14 protein-coding genes and 1 tRNA gene are annotated in these 19,008 nt (G+C 59.2%); 4 read left to right on the top strand and 11 right to left on the bottom strand.

Features of this window, described 5'->3' with window-relative positions; genetic code table 11:
• A tRNA-Val gene (locus Q0931_RS14940) sits at positions 1 to 76 on the bottom strand.
• 71 nt (positions 77 to 147) lie between these two features.
• The gene (gene ttcA / locus Q0931_RS14935; protein ID WP_299261663.1) at positions 148 to 1,029 is read right to left on the bottom strand and encodes a tRNA 2-thiocytidine(32) synthetase TtcA; all 882 of its coding nucleotides are present in this window, start codon (positions 1,027 to 1,029) and stop codon (positions 148 to 150) included.
• Positions 1,030 to 1,217: 188 nt separating this feature from the next.
• Here ttcA and Q0931_RS14930 point away from each other — a divergent pair, with 188 nt between their 5' ends.
• The gene (locus Q0931_RS14930; RefSeq protein WP_299261661.1) at positions 1,218 to 5,159 is read left to right on the top strand and encodes a NahK/ErcS family hybrid sensor histidine kinase/response regulator; all 3,942 of its coding nucleotides are present in this window, start codon (positions 1,218 to 1,220) and stop codon (positions 5,157 to 5,159) included.
• 69 nt (positions 5,160 to 5,228) lie between these two features.
• Here Q0931_RS14930 and Q0931_RS14925 read toward each other — a convergent pair whose 3' ends face one another.
• The 3 genes from Q0931_RS14925 to Q0931_RS14915 all read right to left on the bottom strand — a co-directional run bounded on the left by Q0931_RS14925 (position 5,229) and on the right by Q0931_RS14915 (position 8,764).
• A complete protein-coding gene (locus Q0931_RS14925) occupies positions 5,229 to 5,891 on the bottom strand; it encodes a response regulator transcription factor (protein ID WP_086622302.1) in 663 nt (220 codons plus the stop codon).
• A gap of 257 nt (positions 5,892 to 6,148) precedes the next feature.
• Positions 6,149 to 8,071 carry an acetate--CoA ligase gene (gene acs / locus Q0931_RS14920; RefSeq protein ID WP_299261675.1) on the bottom strand — a complete coding sequence of 641 codons (1,923 nt, stop codon included), beginning with the start codon at positions 8,069 to 8,071 and terminating at the stop codon, positions 6,149 to 6,151.
• Positions 8,072 to 8,191: 120 nt separating this feature from the next.
• Positions 8,192 to 8,764, bottom strand: coding sequence for a SprT-like domain-containing protein (locus Q0931_RS14915; RefSeq protein WP_299261656.1), 573 nt, complete (start codon positions 8,762 to 8,764; stop codon positions 8,192 to 8,194).
• A 77-nt stretch (positions 8,765 to 8,841) separates the two neighbouring features.
• Here Q0931_RS14915 and Q0931_RS14910 point away from each other — a divergent pair, with 77 nt between their 5' ends.
• Entirely contained in the window at positions 8,842 to 9,528 is a 687-nt protein-coding gene (locus Q0931_RS14910; protein WP_299261654.1) for a YecA family protein, read from the top strand.
• A 20-nt stretch (positions 9,529 to 9,548) separates the two neighbouring features.
• Here Q0931_RS14910 and Q0931_RS14905 read toward each other — a convergent pair whose 3' ends face one another.
• On the bottom strand, positions 9,549 to 10,676 hold the full coding sequence (locus Q0931_RS14905; RefSeq protein ID WP_299261652.1) for a phosphatidylserine/phosphatidylglycerophosphate/cardiolipin synthase family protein: 1,128 nt from the start codon (positions 10,674 to 10,676) through the stop codon (positions 9,549 to 9,551).
• A 143-nt stretch (positions 10,677 to 10,819) separates the two neighbouring features.
• Between Q0931_RS14905 and plsB the strand changes: the two genes are divergently transcribed.
• Positions 10,820 to 13,297, top strand: coding sequence for a glycerol-3-phosphate 1-O-acyltransferase PlsB (gene plsB, locus Q0931_RS14900; protein WP_299261650.1), 2,478 nt, complete (start codon positions 10,820 to 10,822; stop codon positions 13,295 to 13,297).
• On the opposite strand, the gene Q0931_RS14895 is transcribed toward plsB, so the two are convergent.
• Genes Q0931_RS14895 through tsaB form a run of 3 tightly spaced genes read right to left on the bottom strand, consistent with a single transcriptional unit; the run spans position 13,289 to position 15,569 of the window.
• Positions 13,289 to 14,080: a class I SAM-dependent methyltransferase gene (locus Q0931_RS14895; RefSeq protein ID WP_299261648.1), complete on the bottom strand. Its 792-nt coding sequence runs from the start codon at positions 14,078 to 14,080 to the stop codon at positions 13,289 to 13,291. The genes plsB and Q0931_RS14895 overlap by 9 nt on opposite strands.
• Positions 14,077 to 14,874, bottom strand: a complete 798-nt coding sequence (locus Q0931_RS14890; protein ID WP_299261646.1) for an undecaprenyl-diphosphate phosphatase — start codon at positions 14,872 to 14,874, stop codon at positions 14,077 to 14,079. The genes Q0931_RS14895 and Q0931_RS14890 overlap by 4 nt, the downstream gene beginning before the upstream one ends.
• 11 nt (positions 14,875 to 14,885) lie before the next feature.
• Positions 14,886 to 15,569, bottom strand: a complete 684-nt coding sequence (tsaB, locus tag Q0931_RS14885; RefSeq protein WP_299261644.1) for a tRNA (adenosine(37)-N6)-threonylcarbamoyltransferase complex dimerization subunit type 1 TsaB — start codon at positions 15,567 to 15,569, stop codon at positions 14,886 to 14,888.
• Positions 15,570 to 15,692: 123 nt separating this feature from the next.
• On the opposite strand from tsaB, the gene Q0931_RS14880 reads away from it, so the two are divergent.
• Entirely contained in the window at positions 15,693 to 15,860 is a 168-nt protein-coding gene (locus Q0931_RS14880) for a hypothetical protein (RefSeq protein ID WP_299261642.1), read from the top strand.
• Positions 15,861 to 15,869: 9 nt separating this feature from the next.
• Here Q0931_RS14880 and adk read toward each other — a convergent pair whose 3' ends face one another.
• Positions 15,870 to 16,526, bottom strand: coding sequence for an adenylate kinase (adk, locus tag Q0931_RS14875; protein WP_299261640.1), 657 nt, complete (start codon positions 16,524 to 16,526; stop codon positions 15,870 to 15,872).
• A gap of 217 nt (positions 16,527 to 16,743) precedes the next feature.
• Positions 16,744 to 18,930, bottom strand: a complete 2,187-nt coding sequence (aceF, locus tag Q0931_RS14870; RefSeq protein WP_299261638.1) for a dihydrolipoyllysine-residue acetyltransferase — start codon at positions 18,928 to 18,930, stop codon at positions 16,744 to 16,746.
• Positions 18,931 to 19,008: the final 78 nt, after the last annotated feature.

The following is a 19,008-nucleotide window of genomic DNA, read 5'->3' as shown; positions in this document are numbered from 1 at the left end:
TGGTGGGTGGTACTGGGCTCGAACCAGTGACCCCCAGCTTGTAAGGCTGGTGCTCTTCCAACTGAGCTAACCACCCGGGTCATGTGGCGCTGCATTCTACCGATCATTGCAGGAAAGTCAAACACTTCCCGAACAAAAGCGGCAAATTCATGACAGCGGCGTATCGGCATCCTGCGCCATGAGGTTGATCGTATCAATGCGATCACGCTTCATCAGGCGCTGCTTCTCCTCAAGACCGTGGAAATCGAACAGGTCACGATCCGCCAGCTGAGAAGGGGCGACGTTGGTTAGTGCCTTGAACATGGTATCCACTCGCCCGGGGTGCTTGCGCTCCCAGTCTGCCAGCATTTCCTTGACGACCTGGCGCTGCAGGTTTTCCTGGCTGCCACACAGATTGCACGGAATGATGGGGAAAGCCATGGCTTCGGAAAACCGGGCAATATCGGCCTCCGAGCAGTAGGTCATCGGACGGATCACGATATTTTTGCCGTCATCGGAGAGCAGCTTGGGTGGCATCGACTTGAGCGAGCCCCCAAAAAACATGTTGAGAAAGAGCGTCTCCAGCATGTCATCACGATGGTGACCCAGCGCGATCTTGTTGGCGCCGATCTCTTCGGCAAAGCCATAGAGCGTTCCACGGCGCAGCCGTGAACACAGCCCGCAGGTCGTTTTGCCCTCGGGCACCTTCTCCTTGACGATCGAATAGGTATCGCGCTCGACAATGTGATATTCGATACCCTGCTTTTCCAGATACGCCGGCAGCACATGCTCGGGGAAGCCGGGCTGCTTTTGATCCATATTGACGGCCACCAGCTCGAAATTCACCGGCGCGTTGCGCTGAAGATTGCGCAGAATCTCGAGCATGGTGTAGGAATCCTTGCCACCGGAAAGGCACACCATCACCCTGTCGCCCTCGTTGATCATGGCGTAATCGGTAATGGCATTGCCAACATGGCGGCGCAGGCGCTTTTGAAGCTTGTCGAATTCCCGCTTCTGGCGAGTATTCACGGACTGATCAAGTTCTTGCATGGAGATGACTTCAGATTAATGCGACATTGGCGCTACTTTATCATCGCCACCTGGTACAGGCGAAGCCCCGGCACGTTATGCGGGGCCTGAAGGGGCGATAGCACGCCGGCAAACACCGGAGCGTTATCGATATTTCAAGGCTGCCACCATGAAGCAGCCGTTACGCAGGTCAGGCAGGGATTTTCACGATGTTTCAGGGCTGGTTACTGCTCACCATCTCGCTTTTATACATCGCCACACTTTTTGGCATCGCCTGGCGTGGTGACCAGCGTGCCCGAAGACTCGGGCCGGCAAAGCGGCGGCCGCTGGTCTATAGCCTGGCGCTGGCCGTCTACTGCACCTCCTGGACCTTCTACGGCAGCGTGGGACAGGTGGCCGACTCGGGCCTTCAGTATCTCAGCGTCTTTCTGGGGCCCATTCTCGCCTTTTTGCTGTTCTGGCCAATCCTGACCAAGATGATTCGCGTCGCCAAGCGGCAAAATATCACCTCGATCGCCGATTTTATTGCTTCACGCTATGGCAAGACCCAGGCGCTGGCGGCGCTGGCCAGCCTGGTCGCCCTGCTGGGCACTCTTCCCTACCTGGCTCTGCAACTCAAGGCCATGGCGGCCAGTTTTACGGTTTTGACCGCCAATAATGACATCGTGCGCTCTCCCATCCTCGGTGATACCGCGTTTTATGTGGCCGCGCTCATGGCGCTCTTTGCCATCCTGTTCGGTACACGCCATACCGATGCTACCGAGCATCATGAGGGGCTGATTCAGGCCATCGCCTTTGAGTCCGTGGTCAAGCTCGGCGCCTTTGTGCTGCTGGGTGCCCTGATCACCTGGGGGACCTTTGATGGCCTGGGCGAGCTCTCCAGCCGTGCGGTGCGCGATCTTTCCGCCGGCAGCCATTTCAGCAGCGCCAGCTTCGGCCAGGGATTCTGGACCCAGACGCTACTGGCCATGCTGGCCGTGTTCTGCATTCCCCGTCAGTTTCACGTCACCGTAGTTGAAAACACCAGTACCGATGACACTGCCCGGGCCCGCTGGCTGTTTCCGCTGTACCTGATTGCTGCCGGTTTTTTCGTGCTCCCGCTGGCCGTAGCCGCCCTGACGCTTTTCGAAGGCCGGGGTCTTGACCCGGATACGTGGGTATTGCATCTGGCCATGGCGCTGGACCAATCATGGCTGGTCATGATCACGTTCATTGGCGGGTTTGCGGCCGCCAGCGGCATGGTCATCATGGCGGCCGTGACCCTCTCCATCATGATCTCCAACGAAGTTGTCATTCCCCTGCTGCTACGTTTCAAGGGATTTGACGCGCGTCACGGCGATTATGCCCGCTGGGTGCTGCGCATCCGTCGCCTGATCATCGTGCTGACGCTGGCGCTGGCCTACGGCTTTTACAAGCTCACCGCTCCTTCAAGCTCGCTGGCAAGCCTTGGCGTGCTGTCGCTGGCCGCACTGGCCCAGCTGGCGCCGGCACTGATTGGCGGGCTGTACTGGAAACGCGGCAATCGCCTGGGCGTGAGCCTGGGCCTGGGGCTGGGCTTTCTGATCTGGGGCTATACCCTGCTGCTGCCCACCCTGGTTCGGGCGGGCCTGTTCCCCTTCCCCATCGAGGCGGGCCCGATGGGCATTGAACTGCTCAGCCCATCCAACCTGCTGGGCCTGTCACTGGACGACCCCATTACCCAGGGCGTGCTGCTGTCGCTGGGCGTGAACCTTTTCTGCTATATCTTCTTCTCCCAGGTCACGCGACAGCGTGTGGTCGAGCGCATTCAGGCATCGCTGTTCGTGGACAGCGTGGCGTCCCATCAGACCCTGATCAACCGTCCGTGGGGCGGTACAACATCGGTGAGTGATCTCAAGTCCCTGTCACGGCGGTTTCTCAACGAGGATCAGGTCGAGCGCGCCTTCAATGATTATGGATGGCGCCATCAGCAGCGCCTGGACCCGGGCATGCGCGCGTCAATCGATCTGATCGGCTTTACCGAGCGGCTTCTGGCCTCGGCCATCGGGGCTTCTTCGGCGCGCATCGTGATGAACTCGGCTCTTTCGGGGCGGGACGTGTCAATTTCTGATGTCGTGTCCATCGTCGATGAAGCCTCTCAGGTGCTCGAGTTCAACCGATCCCTTTTGCAGGCCACCATCGAGAACATCAACCAGGGCGTGATGGTGGTGGATCACAAGCTGCGCATCGTGGTCTGGAACCAGCGCTATCTGGAGCTGTTCCGCTTCCCCGACCACCTCATTCATGTCGGCGAGCCTATCGAGCGCATCTTTTTATATAACGCCGAGCATGGCGAATATGGTCCCGGTGACCCGCAGGAACATGTCCGCTTGTTGATGGACAATATTCGCGGCGGCCAGGCGCATCACTATCAGCGCTATCGACAGGACGACAGCGTGCTCGACATCCATGGCAACCCCATGGTGGGCGGCGGGTTTGTCTATACCTATCAGGATGTCACCGACCAGAAGCGCACCGAAGAGGCGCTGATCCGCTCGGAAAACAACATCCGTATCTATACCGACAATGTGCCGGCGCTAATCGCCTATTTTGACCGCGACTGTCATTACCTCTTTACCAATCGCGCCTATGAAACCGCCATGGAGGTGGATCGACTGCAGGCCATTGGCAAGCGTGCCGAAGACGTCATGAGCGCCAGCACGTGGAAGCTGCGCGCCCCCTGGATGCAGCGGGCGCTCGGCGGCGAGCGCGTGTCGTGGGAGCTCTCCCTGCTCGACCGTGAAGGCGGTACCCGTTATATGCTGGCCACCTATACGCCCCACTTTGGAGAAGGGGGGCGCGTACTGGGCTTTTTTGCGCTGTATCAGGACATCACCGAACGACGGCTGGCGGAGATCGCGCTCAAGGAAACCAACGAACATCTCGAGGAGCGCGTGCGCGAACGCACCCGGGAACTGTCCGAGGTCAACATCGCCCTGCGTCAGGAAAACCGGGTCCGCTCCGAGGCTGAACTGGCGCTGCGACAGGCCAAGCAGGTGGCCGAGACCGCCAACGCCTCGAAGACCCGCTTTCTGGCGGCAGCAAGTCATGACCTGCTTCAGCCGCTCAACGCCGCGCGGCTATTCACCTCGGCGCTGACCCAGCGCCTGGCAGAGAGCGAACATCACGATACGCTGGTCCACATCGACAACTCGCTACAGGCGGCAGAGGAGCTGCTGGGCACGCTTCTGGACATCTCCAAGCTGGATGCCGGTGCCCTGACTCCTCGACGTCAGATCTTTGCCCTCAATGAGATTCTGCGCCCTCTATATGCGGAGTTTTCGGTCATGGCCCTGGATCGTGGACTGGATCTGGACATGGTCGAGACAAGCACCGTGATCGACAGTGATCCACAGATGCTCAGACGCATTATTCAGAACTTCCTCTCCAATGCCCTGCGCTATACCCAGCACGGTCGTGTACTGCTGGGCTGCCGCCGCCGGGGTGAACATCTGTCGATCGAAGTCTGGGATACCGGACCCGGCATCCCGGAGTCACGTCAGTCCGAGATTTTTCAGGAGTTTCGACGACTGGACCAAAAATCCCGTCACCGGGAAAGTGAAAAGGGACTGGGGCTGGGGCTATCGATCGCCGATCGCATGGCACGGGTACTGGATCACCCCATCACCATTCGATCACGGGAAGGCCATGGCACGGTCTTCGCCCTTGGCGTGCCGATCAAGCGAGGCGCGGTGCTCACCCGTCAGGAAACCCAGGCCGCCCAGAAAAGCGCCGGTAATCGCATTCGCGGCGCGCGTATCATCTGTATCGACAATGAGACCATGACGCTTGAAGGCATGAAGGCGATGCTGGAAGGCTGGGAGTGCGAGGTATTTACGGCCACCTCGATCGGCGGGGCGCGCTCGGTGGTGCGCAACATGACCGGCGAACCCGACATCATTCTGGCCGACTACCACCTGGACAATGAAGTCACCGGCCTGATGGCACTGGAGTCGCTCGCCGAGCGCTTTACCGGAGACGTCCCCGGCATTGTGATCACGGCCGATCGCACCGAAGAGGTCGCCGATCTGATTCGCCGCGCCGGCTATCACCTGCTCAACAAGCCGGTTCGACCGGCGGCACTGCGTGCACTACTGACCCGTACCCTTCAGGCCAACCGCCGCCTGAATTGAGCCGGCATGCGATCACAAGGCACAAAAAATCCCGGTTCAGGCCGGGATTTTTAACGATCGAATTTGCTTTCAGTTTTCGACGCGTGAAGGTTCTACTTCCAGTTTCTGGGCCGCAATAACCGCCTGCGTTCGCGAATGAACACCCAGCTTGCGTAAAATCGCCGTGACATGTGCCTTGATGGTCGCCTCGGAAACATTGAGGTCGTAGGCAATCTGCTTGTTCAGCAGGCCCTCGGTCAGCATGTTGAGCACGCGAAACTGCTGCGGCGTCAGCGATGCGATAGCCGCGGCAAACTTGGCTTCTTCCTCGTCGCCGTCTCCCAGATAGTCAGCCATTTCGGGCGGAAGCCATATCTCGCCGTCAAGGATGGCACTGATGCCACCGGCAATCGTATCCAGCGACGCCGACTTGGGGATAAAACCCGACGCGCCATAATCAAGAGAGCGACGAACCACCTGCGGCTCTTCACTGCCCGAGATCACTGCCACGGGGATGTCAGGCATCTGTCCGCGCAGCTGAATCAGGCCTGAAAAACCATGTGCACCGGGCATACGCAGATCCAGAAGAATCAGGTCAGCATCGGGATGGCGTGTGACGACCTCGATGGTGGCTTCCATGGTATCAGCTTCAACAATCTCGGCATTGGCCGCCACCTGACGCAGTGACTGCGTCAGTGCCGCACGAAACAAGGGGTGATCGTCTGCCACGATAAACTTCTGGGCAAAGGCCATGCAGTTTCCTCCAGGATTCCCCGTATCATTCAGGACGGCCCAGCCCCGGTCAAAACGCGGTCAGCCACGTCATCAGCAGTGCAAGGCCGAGCGTCATCATGCCACCTGCCGATCATGTAACCAGCAATCTCAGCATGTTACCCCATGATTTTTTTATTTCCAAAATAAAACGTTAGCAACCGGTTTCCCGGCGCTAACGTTCATTATGCGACAAGATGACGCGCTTGTCGTGATCGAGAAGCAGATGAGCATATTCCCTAGCGGTGAACACGCTCCTTGATCAGGGCTTCCACAACGTCAGGGTCAGACAGGGTACTGATATCGCCCAGGCCGTCCACTTCATTGGCGGCAATCTTGCGAAGAATGCGCCGCATGATCTTGCCGGAACGTGTCTTGGGCAGACCCGGCGCCCACTGAATGGCATCAAGCTTTGCAATCGCACCGATATCACGGCGCACAACGTCGTTGAGCTCCCTGCTTAGCCCTTCACTGGGCTCCGCCCCCTGCATCAGGGTGATATAGGCATAAATGCCCTGTCCCTTCATGTCATGAGGAAAGCCCACGACTGCGGCCTCGGCTACGGCCGGATGCGCCACCAGCGCCGATTCGATCTCGGCCGTTCCCATGCGGTGCCCGGAGACATTGAGCACATCATCGATACGCCCGGTGATCCAGTAATCCCCATCGGCATCGCGGTGCGCGCCATCGCCGGTGAAGTAGGCACCGGGATACATGCTGAAATAGGTTTCCTCGAAACGCTCATGGTTGCCCCAGATGGTACGCGCCTGGCCCGGCCAGCTGCCTTCGATAACCAGACTGCCCTCACCGTCACCTTCAACACGCTTGCCTTCGGCATCCATCAATGCCGGGCGAATGCCGAAGAAGGGCCGCATGGCCGCACCGGGCTTGACGTTTTCAACGTCGGTCAGGGGCGCCATCATGTGACCACCGGTTTCGGTCTGCCACCAGGTATCCATGATCGGGCAGCGCCCGTTGCCGATAATCTGGTGACTGAAGTGCCAGGCCTGCGGGTTGATGGGCTCACCCACCGTCCCAATCAGGCGCAGCGAATCGCGCCGGCTGCTGTCCATGACATGATCACCATGGCCCATCATGGCGCGAATGGCCGTCGGTGAGGTATAGAAAATCGTAATGTTGTGCCGGTCAATCACTTCCCCGACACGGCCGTAATCCGGATAGCTCGGCACGCCTTCAAACATGACCGTTGTGGCCCCGTTGGCCAGCGGCCCATACACCACATAGGAGTGACCGGTGACCCAGCCCACATCGGCAGCACACCAGTAGACATCGTCTTCACGCAGTCCAAAGATCTCCTGATGGGTCATGGACGCATAAAGCAGATACCCCCCGGTGGTATGCATCAGGCCCTTGGGTGTGCCCGTTGATCCCGAGGTATAAAGAATGAACAAAGGGTCCTCGGCCCCCATGGCTTCGGGTTCACACTCTGCAGACTGCTCCTGCATCATCGCGCAGGCATCGATATCGCGGGATTGCCAGTCAATGGGCTTGTCACCACAGGGGACGACCAGCACATGCTCGACACACTCGGTGCCCTTGATGGCCAGCGCCTCGTCGACGTTTTTCTTGAGCGGAACCTGCTTGCCACCACGACGTGAAATATCGGCGGTAATCACCACACGAGAGGCACAGTCCGAGATCCGCCCGGCCAGCGCTTCCGATGAAAACCCGCCAAATACGACGGAGTGCACGGCACCAATGCGGGCGCACGCCAGCATGGCAACCGCCGCTTCCGGAATCATCGGCATGTACAGCGTCACGGTATCACCGCGTCCGACCCCAAGCGTCTTGAGCATGTTGGCAAACCGACACGTCTGCTCATGCAGTTCGCGGTAGGTCAACACGCGCTGATGATCGGGATTGTCGCCTTCCCAGACAATGGCCGGCTTGTCCCCCCGGCGTTCGAGATGACGATCCAGACAGTTGGCCGAAGCATTGAGCACGCCGTCCTCGAACCAGCGGATACGGGAACGATTGTCACCGAAATGGCCGTTAAGAATGCTTTCAGGCGTGCGAATCCAGTCAAGACGCTGCATCTCTTCACGCCAGAAGTCTTCAGGAGATTCGATCGAATAACGATAACGCTCGCGATAGTCCTGCTCGCTGATCGGGCCACGCAGCTTTTGTGCGGCACCTGCCATGGCTTGGGCAGTATGGCTCATGTCGCATCTCCTTGATCTAATGGATCACGCAGACCCACCATGGATAGTGTGACCCTTAGATTAGCGTCAGGCAGGGGCAGGCTGACCATTAGACCATGGTCACTGTTCGACCATTCTTTCCACGCCTGAATCGGATCGCGCGCCATCGTCACGCGCTTCAGGGCGCAGTATCTCGCCGCAATAGCGGCAGCGGTATCGGCTGCCACGGCGCTCATTATTATGGCGTCGACGGGTAAAGTAGTGACGACGACAGCCACAGAGATAGGGATAGGGGGCAGGACTGGCACGTGAGGTATCAAAGCGATGGGTAACACTGGGCGGGCAGTCAAACACCTCGATCATGACCCGCTGCCACTGCACGCCATGCGGCCGAACACGTCCCGGATACACATGATGAACAACCCAGTGGGCCATTTCATGCGGCACCACCTCGGCAAGAAAGGCCTCGGGCTGCTCGGCATACAGCGTCATGTTAAAGCGCAGACCGCCACGACCATAATGAGCCTGCCCGGCACTGCGTCCACGCAGATCACACCAGACCCCGGGAGACGGCAGCGTCGAATAGCGAACGCGGGCCTTCACAAGGCATCGTTCGACATGAGCCAAAAGCCGGGCGCGGCTGGCATCGCCGAGCGGAAAGTCATCAATGTCGCTGGCAGGGAAATCGGTCATGGATGATAAACTATGAATTCTCAACCCGGCGGCCCGGCTGCCGTGCAACGCGCCGCTTACTGTATGGATGCTGCTCAATGAATGATATCACGGCCGATACGCCCCAATCGGTACCGCTGCTGGAGGATGACCGTCTTGATGCACTGTTCGAGTTTCTCGATTCCGAGCGCGTCAGCGAAGAAGCACTGGATCTGTTTGGCGTACATGGACTGCTGACAGCGCTGGCCATCTCGACCGTGTCACACGACCGCGATGAGCGCCATGCCCTGATTTTTGACACCACGCCCGACTTTGAAAGCGATCAGCAGCGCCGGGAGATTCTTGACGCGCTGGATGCCCTGCTCGTCAATGCGGTCGAGGTTTTTGAAAACGGTAACATCCCGGACCTGCCCTTTGATCTCGAATTTGAAGGCAGCGAAGAAGAGAACGAAGAGCATCCTGTACGCCTCTGGTGTGCCGGCTTCATGGAAGGCGTCTTTCTTGATGAGGCGGCCTGGTTCGGCGCTCAGGAAGAGACGGCCGCTGAACTGCTACTGCCCTTCATGACCCTGTCGGGCCTGTTCGACGAGGAAGACCCGGAACTGGCAGCCCTTGGCCAACAGCCGACCGAGGCAACCCGCCTGGCAGGGCAGCTGGCCGAGCTGACACTGGATCTTTACCTGCTGCAGCGCGCACCGGTTGAAAAGCCTGCCCCCACGCCTTCAAAAGGCAGCAAGGGCGCAAAGGGCAAGGGCAAATCCAGAGGCCCGGGCAAGCGTCAGTAAAAAACGCCCGGCAAAAGCCTTCAGCGCAATCGGGTCATCAGGGCATCCATTATGCCGTAGCCCCATTCACGCAGCCGCTGGCGTCGCGACCGCGACGCCCAGTGGACAGCGCTAATTTCATGGCATTGATCAAAGCAGTGTTCAAACAGCTCACCCAGCTCGGTGGCAAAACCGGGATCATCGATCTCCTGATTGGCTTCCAGATTCCACTGCAGGCTCCAGTGATCGAAATTGCATGAGCCAATGGTTGCCCAGCCGTCACACAGGCTGAACTTGGCATGAATAAAGCGCGGCTGAAACTCGAAAATGCGCACGTTTGATCGCAAAAGCCGGGTGAAAAACCGCTGCCCGGCGTAACGCACGCTGGGATGATCGTGATCACGCGCGGCCAGCAACAGCCTGACATCCACTCCACGGCGTGCCGCTCGGCGCAGCTGTCTTCTCAAAGTGCGAGTGGGTACAAAATAGGGGGTACAGATCCAGATATGCTTTTGGGCCGTGCTAACCTGGTGCTGCAGTGAGCGGCGGATGGCCTGGTAGTGATACCCCTGCCCCCAAACCACGCGACCAACCATGTGCCCTTCACAGCGCATCGGATTTGGCACGACCGCTGGCGCATTACCCTTTCGCCGGACGCCGGTCACAAAGTCCTGGGTCTTTCGCGAGCGCCACACCCGATTGAACAGTTCAATCCAGTCATCGACACAGGGGCCGGTAATGCGAACGGCCACTTCGAACCATGACCTGAGAAACTGATCATTTACCCCGAAGCCCCCTGTAAAGGCGGTATGTCCGTCAATGACGACCAGTTTGCGATGATCCCGCGAAATGAAGCGCCCCAGATGCCTGAGCGTCAAAACGTTGAATTCACGCAGAGAGATGCTGGCGTCGACCAGACGCTGCTTGCTCTCTCTGGAAAGAGACCATGATCCGCAGGCATCAATTAAAAACCGCACATCGACACCGCGAGCAGCGGCCCGGATGAGCGCTTCAAAAAAACGCTCCCCCATGTCGCCGTCCTCGACGATATAGAGCTCGATCAGAATCGAGGCTTTCGCGTGATCGATGGCCTCAAGCAGTGCGGGCACAAAACAGTCTGCTGTCGGCAACAGGGAAAAATGATTGCCGTCATGCCACTGCTCTCTCATGTTGCATCTCCCTGTCTTGCTGCCCTCTGGGCCATGTCGATTCAACCGGCGCTATACTATAGTGCCATGTCATCGGATCGGTGCAGATCTCACTGTCAGGTCATTCAACCTTCCATATTCCCGATTCAGCGAGCAAACCGGCCATGTCCGAAACATCTTCACAGGGATTCTGGCAGCGCCTCGGTTGCCGAGCGCTCGGCGCCTGGCTGCGCTTTCGCAGCATGGATCCCGAATGCCCGAAAACCCTTTTCACCGGGCATGATCGGCCGATCATCTACATACTACCGGTGTCGGCCCTGTCCGACCGACTGGCACTGTCGATTTTCTGTCAGCGCCTTGATCTGCCCTCTCCTGACGGCAATGTCTGCCTGGCCCATGGCCGGCGTTTTCCGGCACGCATGGCCCTGTTTGATGCCACGCATTATCGCCGTCATCGCGGCCATGTCGACCGCTCTACATCGCTTGATCATCTGATCACTGCCCTGGAAGAGTATCCCGACAGTGATGTGAGTCTGGTACCGGTCACGCTGTTCTGGGGGCGTGCACCGCAGCGTGAACGCGTAGGCCTGCGTCATCTTTTGACCGCCGACGGCTGGTCGCTGGTAGGCCGTCTGCAACGCCTGGCCGGCGTGATCATCAACGGTCGTTCGCTCGAGGTTCGCCTTGGAGAACCGGTGTCGCTGCGCACGCTGATGGCACACGGTGACGTCGATGAGCAGTTCAACCGCATCCGCATTACCCGCTTTCTACGACGCTATTTCCGCCGCGTTCGACTCCAGGCCATCGGGCCTGACCTTTCCCATCGCCGCACACTGATCCGACGTGTCCTGCGCCAGCCCGCTGTCCGGGCCGCGGCACACGATAGTGCGCTGGAGCACGGCGAACGTGACGAGCGCGCCCTGCAGCGTGCCGAGCGCTACGGTTTCGAAATCGCCGCCAACATGTCGGCTCCGGTATTGCGCTTTCTCTATCAGGTACTGGGACGACTGTGGAATCGGCTTTATGATGGCGTCGATGTGCACGGTATCGAAGATGTCGAAGCCCTGGCGGGGACCCATGAGCTGGTGTATGTCCCTTGTCACCGCAGCCATATCGATTATCTCCTGCTCTCCTACGTGCTCTATCAACAGGGGCTGATGCCACCGCACATTGCCGCCGGCCGCAATCTCGATATGCCCCTGATCGGCCCATTGCTGCGCCGCGCCGGCGCCTTTTTCATGCGGCGCAGTTTCAAGGGCAACCGGCTCTATGGCGCCGTCTTCAACGAGTATCTGCATCAGCTGCTGTCACAGGGGCATCCGGTGGAATACTTCATTGAGGGGGGACGCTCGCGCACCGGCCGCATGCTCTCACCCAAACCCGGCATGCTGTCGATGACGCTGCGCTCCCATGCCCGCGCGCCGAGTCGCGAACTGGCCTTCATACCGATTTATATCGGCTATGAGAAAGTGCTTGAATCCAATGCCTACATCCGCGAGCTGCGCACGGGCAAAAAGCGCAAGGAGACCCCACTGGGGCTGCTGCGCGTGCTGCGCCATCTGCGCCAGCCCTTTGGACGCGTTCAGGTCAGTGTCGGCGAACCGCTGGTGCTGGGCAGCTATCTGGATCAGCGCTACCCCGACTGGCGCTCGCAGAAGCCCGGTGTCGAGGCCGACTGGCTGCGCGAGGCGGTACCGGATCTGAGCCTTGAAATTGCCACCCGCATCAATCACGCTGCTGCGCTCACGCCCATTTCCATGGTCGCGCTGACGATGCTGGCCACGCCACATCGCACCATCGAAATTGACCTGCTCATGCGCCAGCTCAAGACGCTGTATGCGCTACAGGCACGGCTGCCCGGTGGCAAGCGCGTTCGGCTGCCCGAACAGGGGCCACAGGAATGGGTGGAACGCAGTGAATATCTGGGCGTGGTCAGTCGTATCGAACACTCGCTGGGGGACCTGATCACGGTCAGCGACGAGCGCGCGCCACTACTGACCTGGTATCGCAACAACGTACTGCATCTCTTCGCCCTTCACGCGCTGGTCGCCTTTGCCTTTCGCAATAACGCCCGCCTTGAGTTCACCACCCTTGAAAGCCTGCTGGCCCCCATCTGGCCGGCGCTGCAGCAGGAGTTTTTCATTGAGGCCGATGACCAGGCCTTCGCCGAGCATTTGAATGGCGTGCTGGAAGTGTTCGTGACACTGGGACTTTTAACACGCCAGGGAGACACCTGGCAGCGTCCCGAGACAGGCGATGAGGCGCGGGAACGCCTCTATCTGCTGGGTCGCGCCATTCAGCCGACGCTCGAGCGTGGCTTTATTCTCTTTTCCACGCTGATGCATTACCCCAACGGCACCATCAGCCGGGAAATGCTGGAAGCCCAGAGTCAGCTGCTGGCGGAGCGACTGACGCGGCTACAGGGGCTTAATGCCCCGGAGTTCTTCGATCGGCGCCTGTTTGCCGGACTGCTGGACAGCCTGGAACGCGACGGCTGGCTCTGGCAGTCACAGGAAAAACTCAACTTTGATGCCCGCCTGCCCGAAGCCCTGATGAAAAGCCGCATGCTGTTTGATCCGGCCCTGCGCCATCGCCTCACAGAGCTGACCGCCGGGCGCCCACACAGCGAAGCCTCAGCGTGAAGGCTTTAGTGAGCGATGCACATAAAGGTCATAGCGACTGTTTTTGGAGCTGATCTCATGACTGGGTGACGGGCCGTCGATCGGCGGCGCGCCCTTTGGTCGCTTGACCACCACCCGATGAGTGGCGATATCGAGCGCCTGGGCCAGAAGCTGCGGTGCGTCCGTATCATCTCCGACCAACCGGCGAAAAAGGCGCATCTCCTTTTTGACCAGCGCCGACTTGTCCTGATGCGGATACATGGGGTCCAGATGAATAACCTGAGGCGCTACGCTTGAGGTCGCCACCAGCTCTGACAGCGTCTGGCTGCTGTCCCCTTCCACAAAATAAAGGCGCCGCGTCAGCGCATTCAGCGCTTCCAGCCTGCGGGCGCGTGCCAGCGCGTCAAACAGCAGGGCGGCCACGACCGGATGACGCTCGATCATCAAGACTCGCGATCCGAGCGAGGCCAGTACCGCGCTGTCGCGTCCGAGCCCTGCCGTGGCATCAATGATGTCCGGTGACATGCCCTGCTTCAGACCGCAGGCACGCGCGATCAGCTGACCGCGCCCGCCACCGAACTGACGTCGATGCGCCACGCCGCCCTCGACCAGATCGGCCCGGATCGGTGCCCCGAACTGGCGCCTGTCGCCGCCCAGTTCCAAGCCGTGCTCGCCATGGCGCAACCACAGATCATCTCTGCCCGGCGTCGGCACCAGCGCAAGCCCCAGCCGGTGCGCCAGGGCATGGTCCTGGGCCTTATCCCCCAGCACCACGGGACGGGTGCCAAAATCCTGAGAGGTCATGCCAGAAAGATAAACAGGAAGACGCCCAGAATCATGCGATAGATGACAAAGGGCAGCATGCCGATGCGATCCAGCGCGGCGAGAAAGAGCTTGATACAGGCCAGCGCCGAGAGAAAGGACAGGATCACACCCGCCAGAATGGGCAGCCAGTGCGCATCGGCGCCGGTCTCGGCAAGCTCGATGCCCTTGAAAAGCCCTGCCGCCAGAATCAGCGGAATCGACATCAAAAACGAAAAGCGCGCCGCCGTCTGGCGGGTATAACCCAGAAGCAACGCTGCCGTGATGGTAATACCCGAACGGGAAGTGCCGGGGATCAGGGCCAGTGCCTGCGCGAAGCCAATCAGCACGGCATTTTTAAGCGTCATCTGCGACATGACGAGCCTTCTGATGCCCTTGACGTCTGCCCACCACAGCAACAGACCAAACAAAATGGTGGTGGTCGCGATTACCAGACCCGATCGGGCATAGCTGCTGATCAGATCATCGCAGAGAAAGCCCAGAATACCGGCCGGCAGGGTGGCCGCAATCACGGCCCAGCCGATACGGGCTTCCTCGCTCGGGCGTCGCTTGAACACATGCGCAAACCAGCCGCCCAGAATGGCGATGACATCCTTGCGAAAGGCCATCAACACGGCCAGAAGCGTCCCAACATGAACGGCAACATCAAACGCCAGCCCTTGGTCGGGCCAGCCAAACAGCTGTGATGGCAAAATCAGGTGTGCCGATGACGACACAGGCAGAAATTCGGAGAGCCCCTGAATGAGAGAGAGTACCGCCACATGTAACCAATCCATAAAGAGCATCCTTAACGCTTGCTGGAAACAACCTGATCACGCAGATAAATGGGAAGGGCTTCCTGGGGGCTGGTGATCAACCCCGAGGCAAAATCCATGGCTGCCAGTTGTGCAATATCGCAGGCTTCGGGTTCGCGATGCTCAAGCGTTGTTCCTGCATATTCCCGAACCGCAGGCGACAGCCTGTCCATGAGAACGACACCGCTGCCAATCATGGTGACCGAGCCGGGCGGACACGATGGCAGCACCAGCGCCTCGGGTGCCATGACGCCATCGGCCACCACGGCTTCCAGCCGTCCTTCGTCGACCCGGTAAAGCGCCACGTAGAGCTCGCCCAGCCGGGCATCGAGTGCCGGCATGATGAGGCTGGCGCCGTCCTGCTGCCAGGCATTGTGTGCCAGCGCCCGTAGCGTGGAGACGCCCAGCAGCGGGCACCCCAGACCGTAGGCGATGCCCTGAGCCACACCGGCCGCGATACGAATGCCGGTAAAGGCGCCCGGCCCATGGCCATAGGCAATGGCATCCAGCGATGAACGGGCCATGCCGGCCTCATCAAGAAGTGCATCGATCATGGGCATGAGACGTCGGGTATGACCCCGCGGGGCATGTTCTACCCTGCCGATCACATTACCGTCCATCCAAAGGGCCACGGAGCAGGCAGAAGAGGAAGCATCAAGGGCCAGCAGGCTAGTCATGGGCTCGCTACGTCAGAGTCGGAAATGAGGCGGCATTATACGTAGGTATCTCAACGCCCGTCCAAAACGCTTTCGAGCCCGCGCTTCAGAGGCCACCCATGACATTGCACAGGAGTATGGGCCATGGAAGCAGCGCATCATGACACCGCCATGGAAGAGACACCATGCCTGCTCAATCATTCAGTAAAGCCCACAAGAAATATTCATAACTGCACAATTCCAAAGGAAAATTCGGACATAAAAAAAGCCGCATGCCCTGAGGCGTGCAGCTTTTTGCAGAATCTGCTGTGATATCAACGATCAGGAAGAGAGCGCCTCGACCACCTGAGCACGAATCTCCTCGACGCTGCCCACACCTTCAATCCGGTGAAAGGCCGGTGCCTCTTGCGGAGCCTGCTCCTGCCACTGCTGATAGTACGCAATCAGGGGTTCGGTCTGATCATGATAAACATCCAGACGATGGCGAACGGTCTCTTCGCGGTCATCCTCGCGCTGAATCAGCGCTTCACCGGTCTCGTTATCGATACCTTCCTGCTTCGGCGGATGATTATCGACATGATAGACACGGCCCGATCCGGGATGAACGCGGCGCCCGGAGAGCCGGTTGATGATCTCTTCATCGGCCACGTGGATTTCAAGCACGTGATCCAGATCGATACCGGCTTCCTTCAAGGCATCCGCCTGCACAATCGTGCGGGGGAAGCCATCGAACAAAAAGCCGTTGGCACAGTCGGGCTGAGCGATACGCTCCCTGACCAGTTCAATGATCAGATCATCGGACACGAGCTGACCGGCAGACATGATCTCCTTGACCCTCAGGCCCAGTTCATTGCCTTCCTTGACGGCCGCTCGCAGCATATCGCCGGTCGAAATCTGGACGATATCGAAGCGTTCGCAGATGAATCGGGCCTGCGTCCCCTTACCCGCACCAGGGGCTCCCAACAGGATCAAACGCATGAAAAACCGCTCCTTCAATAAATGACTCATGATCCGGGGCGACGCCACCAGACCATCGTGGCTGGCGGGCCATCTGAAAATAAACCGCAACAATAACGACAGGCACCCTGCAGGCACAAGTGAAGTCGCCGACTCTGCGACATATTGACGACGCCGACCCATTGCACCTCTACAAAAAGGGCGGCCCTGAAGAGCCGCCCTCTGGCACTTTCAACCGTTACATGGTCAGTCGACGAATATCGGTCAGAATTGCTGCCAGATACGCCGTAAAGCGTGCTGCATCGGCACCGTTAACAGCACGGTGGTCATAGGACAGCGACAGCGGACACATCAGCCGTGGCTTGAACTCGCTGCCGTTCCACACCGGCTTCATCTGCGATTTCGAAACCCCCAGAATGGCCACTTCAGGCGCATTGACGATGGGCGTAAACGCCGTACCGCCGATTGAACCGAGACTCGAGATGGTAAAGCAGCCACCCTGCATCTCTTCGCGCTTGAGCTTGCCTTCCTGAGCGCGGCCGGCCAGGTCGATCACTTCCTTTGCCAGCTCGACAATACCCTTTTGATCCACGTTGCGGATCACCGGCACCATCAGCCCGTTGGGTGTATCCACCGCCACACCAATGTTGAAATACTTCTTCTGGATAAGCTTGTCGCCATCCGGATGCAGCGACACATTGAACTGCGGATACTTCGCCAGTGCGTGCGCGGCCGCCTTGATCATGAACGGCAGCGGCGTCAGCTTCGCGCCCTGCTGTGCAGCCTCATCCTTCATCGCCTTGCGGAAGGCTTCAAGCTCGGTGATGTCGGCCTCATCGAACTGGGTCACATGCGGCACGTTGAGCCAGCTGCGATGCAGATTGGTCGCACCCGCCTTCATCAGACGACCCATCGGCTTCTCTTCGATCTCGCCAAACTGGCTGAAATCGATGGCCGGAATCGGCGGAATACCGGCACCACCCTGCGCCGGCGCGGACGACTGAGCGGCAGCACCGCCGCCCTTCTTGCGATCGCTCATGACCTGCTTGACGAAGGCATCCACGTCTTCTTTCAGCACGCGCCCCTTCGGACCGCTGGCCTTGACCTCGGCAAGCTCCACGCCCAGCTCACGTGCCATCAGGCGCACGGCAGGCCCGGCATGAACGCTGCTGCCGGAGGTGCTTTCGCCCTGATGACGACGCGCCTCGGGACCGGGCTCACCGCCGTAGCTGCCCTCATCCTTCTTCGCCTCGCCGTCCGGCGCATCCTGCTTTTGGGTCTCTTTCGAGCCGCCGCTGGATTTGCCTTTCGAACCGGACTTTTCCCCGGAAGACTTGTCATCTGAAGACTTTTTGGCCGAATCGTCGGACTTTTTCTTCGAATCAGCCTTGTCGCCGGAAGACTTTTTGGACGAGCCTTTGGGCTTGCTGCCGGCCACTTCGATATAGCCGATCAGATCGCCTTCGGAAACGGTATCGCCTTCCTTGACGCTGACTTCCACCACCTTGCCCTTGAAGGGGCTGGGGATGTCCATGGAGGCCTTGTCGGACTCCAGAGTGATCAGCGCATCTTCCTCGTTGATCTCATCGCCTTCGCTGATCGAGACTTCGATGATTTCAACGTTGTCGCTACCGCCGATGTCCGGAACACGCAGCTCCTGACGACCGCCTTCGCTGTCGCTCTCCTCAACGTCATCTTCACCGTCACCGATGGCATCGGCTTCTTCCTCATGATCGGCGCCATTGCCATCATCGGAAGTGTCCTCATCGGCATCATCATCGCCTTCGCCAGCGATTTCCATGGTGCCGATCAGGTCGCCCTCGGAGACGGTGTCGCCTTCCTTGAGCTCAAGAGAGACCAGCTTGCCGCTATAGGGGCTGGGCACATCCATCGAGGCCTTGTCGGACTCCAGGGTAATCAGCGCATCTTCTTCGCTAATCTCATCGCCCTCGCTAACCGCGATCTCGATGATTTCAACGTTCTCGCTGCCACCGATGTCCGGAACACGCACTTCTACCGTGCGCTTGCCGCCGGAGGACTTCTTCGGCTTTTTGTCTTCTTCAACATCGGATTCGTCGGCTTCAGCCTCTTCCTCAAGATGCTCGGCGTTGCGGCTGTCCTTGACCGATGACTTGTCATCATCGCTCTCGTCGGCCTCGCCATCACCTTCTTCAGCGTCGCCGTCACCCTCGGCTTCCAGCTCGAGAATGTCGTCGCCTTCGGATACCTTGTCCCCTTCGCTGACCAATACCTTCTTGACCTTGCCAGCCTTCGGTGCGGGGATGTCCATGCTGGCCTTGTCGGATTCCAGCACAATCATGGTGTCTTCGGCTTCGATCGTATCGCCGGCCTGAACGGAGATCTCGATGATCTCGACGCCCTCGCTGCCCCCGATGTCGGGTACCTTAATGATTTCACTACTCAAGGTCGCGCTCCTTATCACCTGGCCGTTGCCCGAGCCGGGTGAGCGTGTCACTCACCCGGCGGCACTTTTGTGAGACAG

Source organism: uncultured Kushneria sp., from assembly GCF_947497025.1.
In the GTDB taxonomy this organism is placed as follows: domain Bacteria; phylum Pseudomonadota; class Gammaproteobacteria; order Pseudomonadales; family Halomonadaceae; genus Kushneria.
This window is presented reverse-complemented; position numbering and strand designations above follow the sequence as displayed.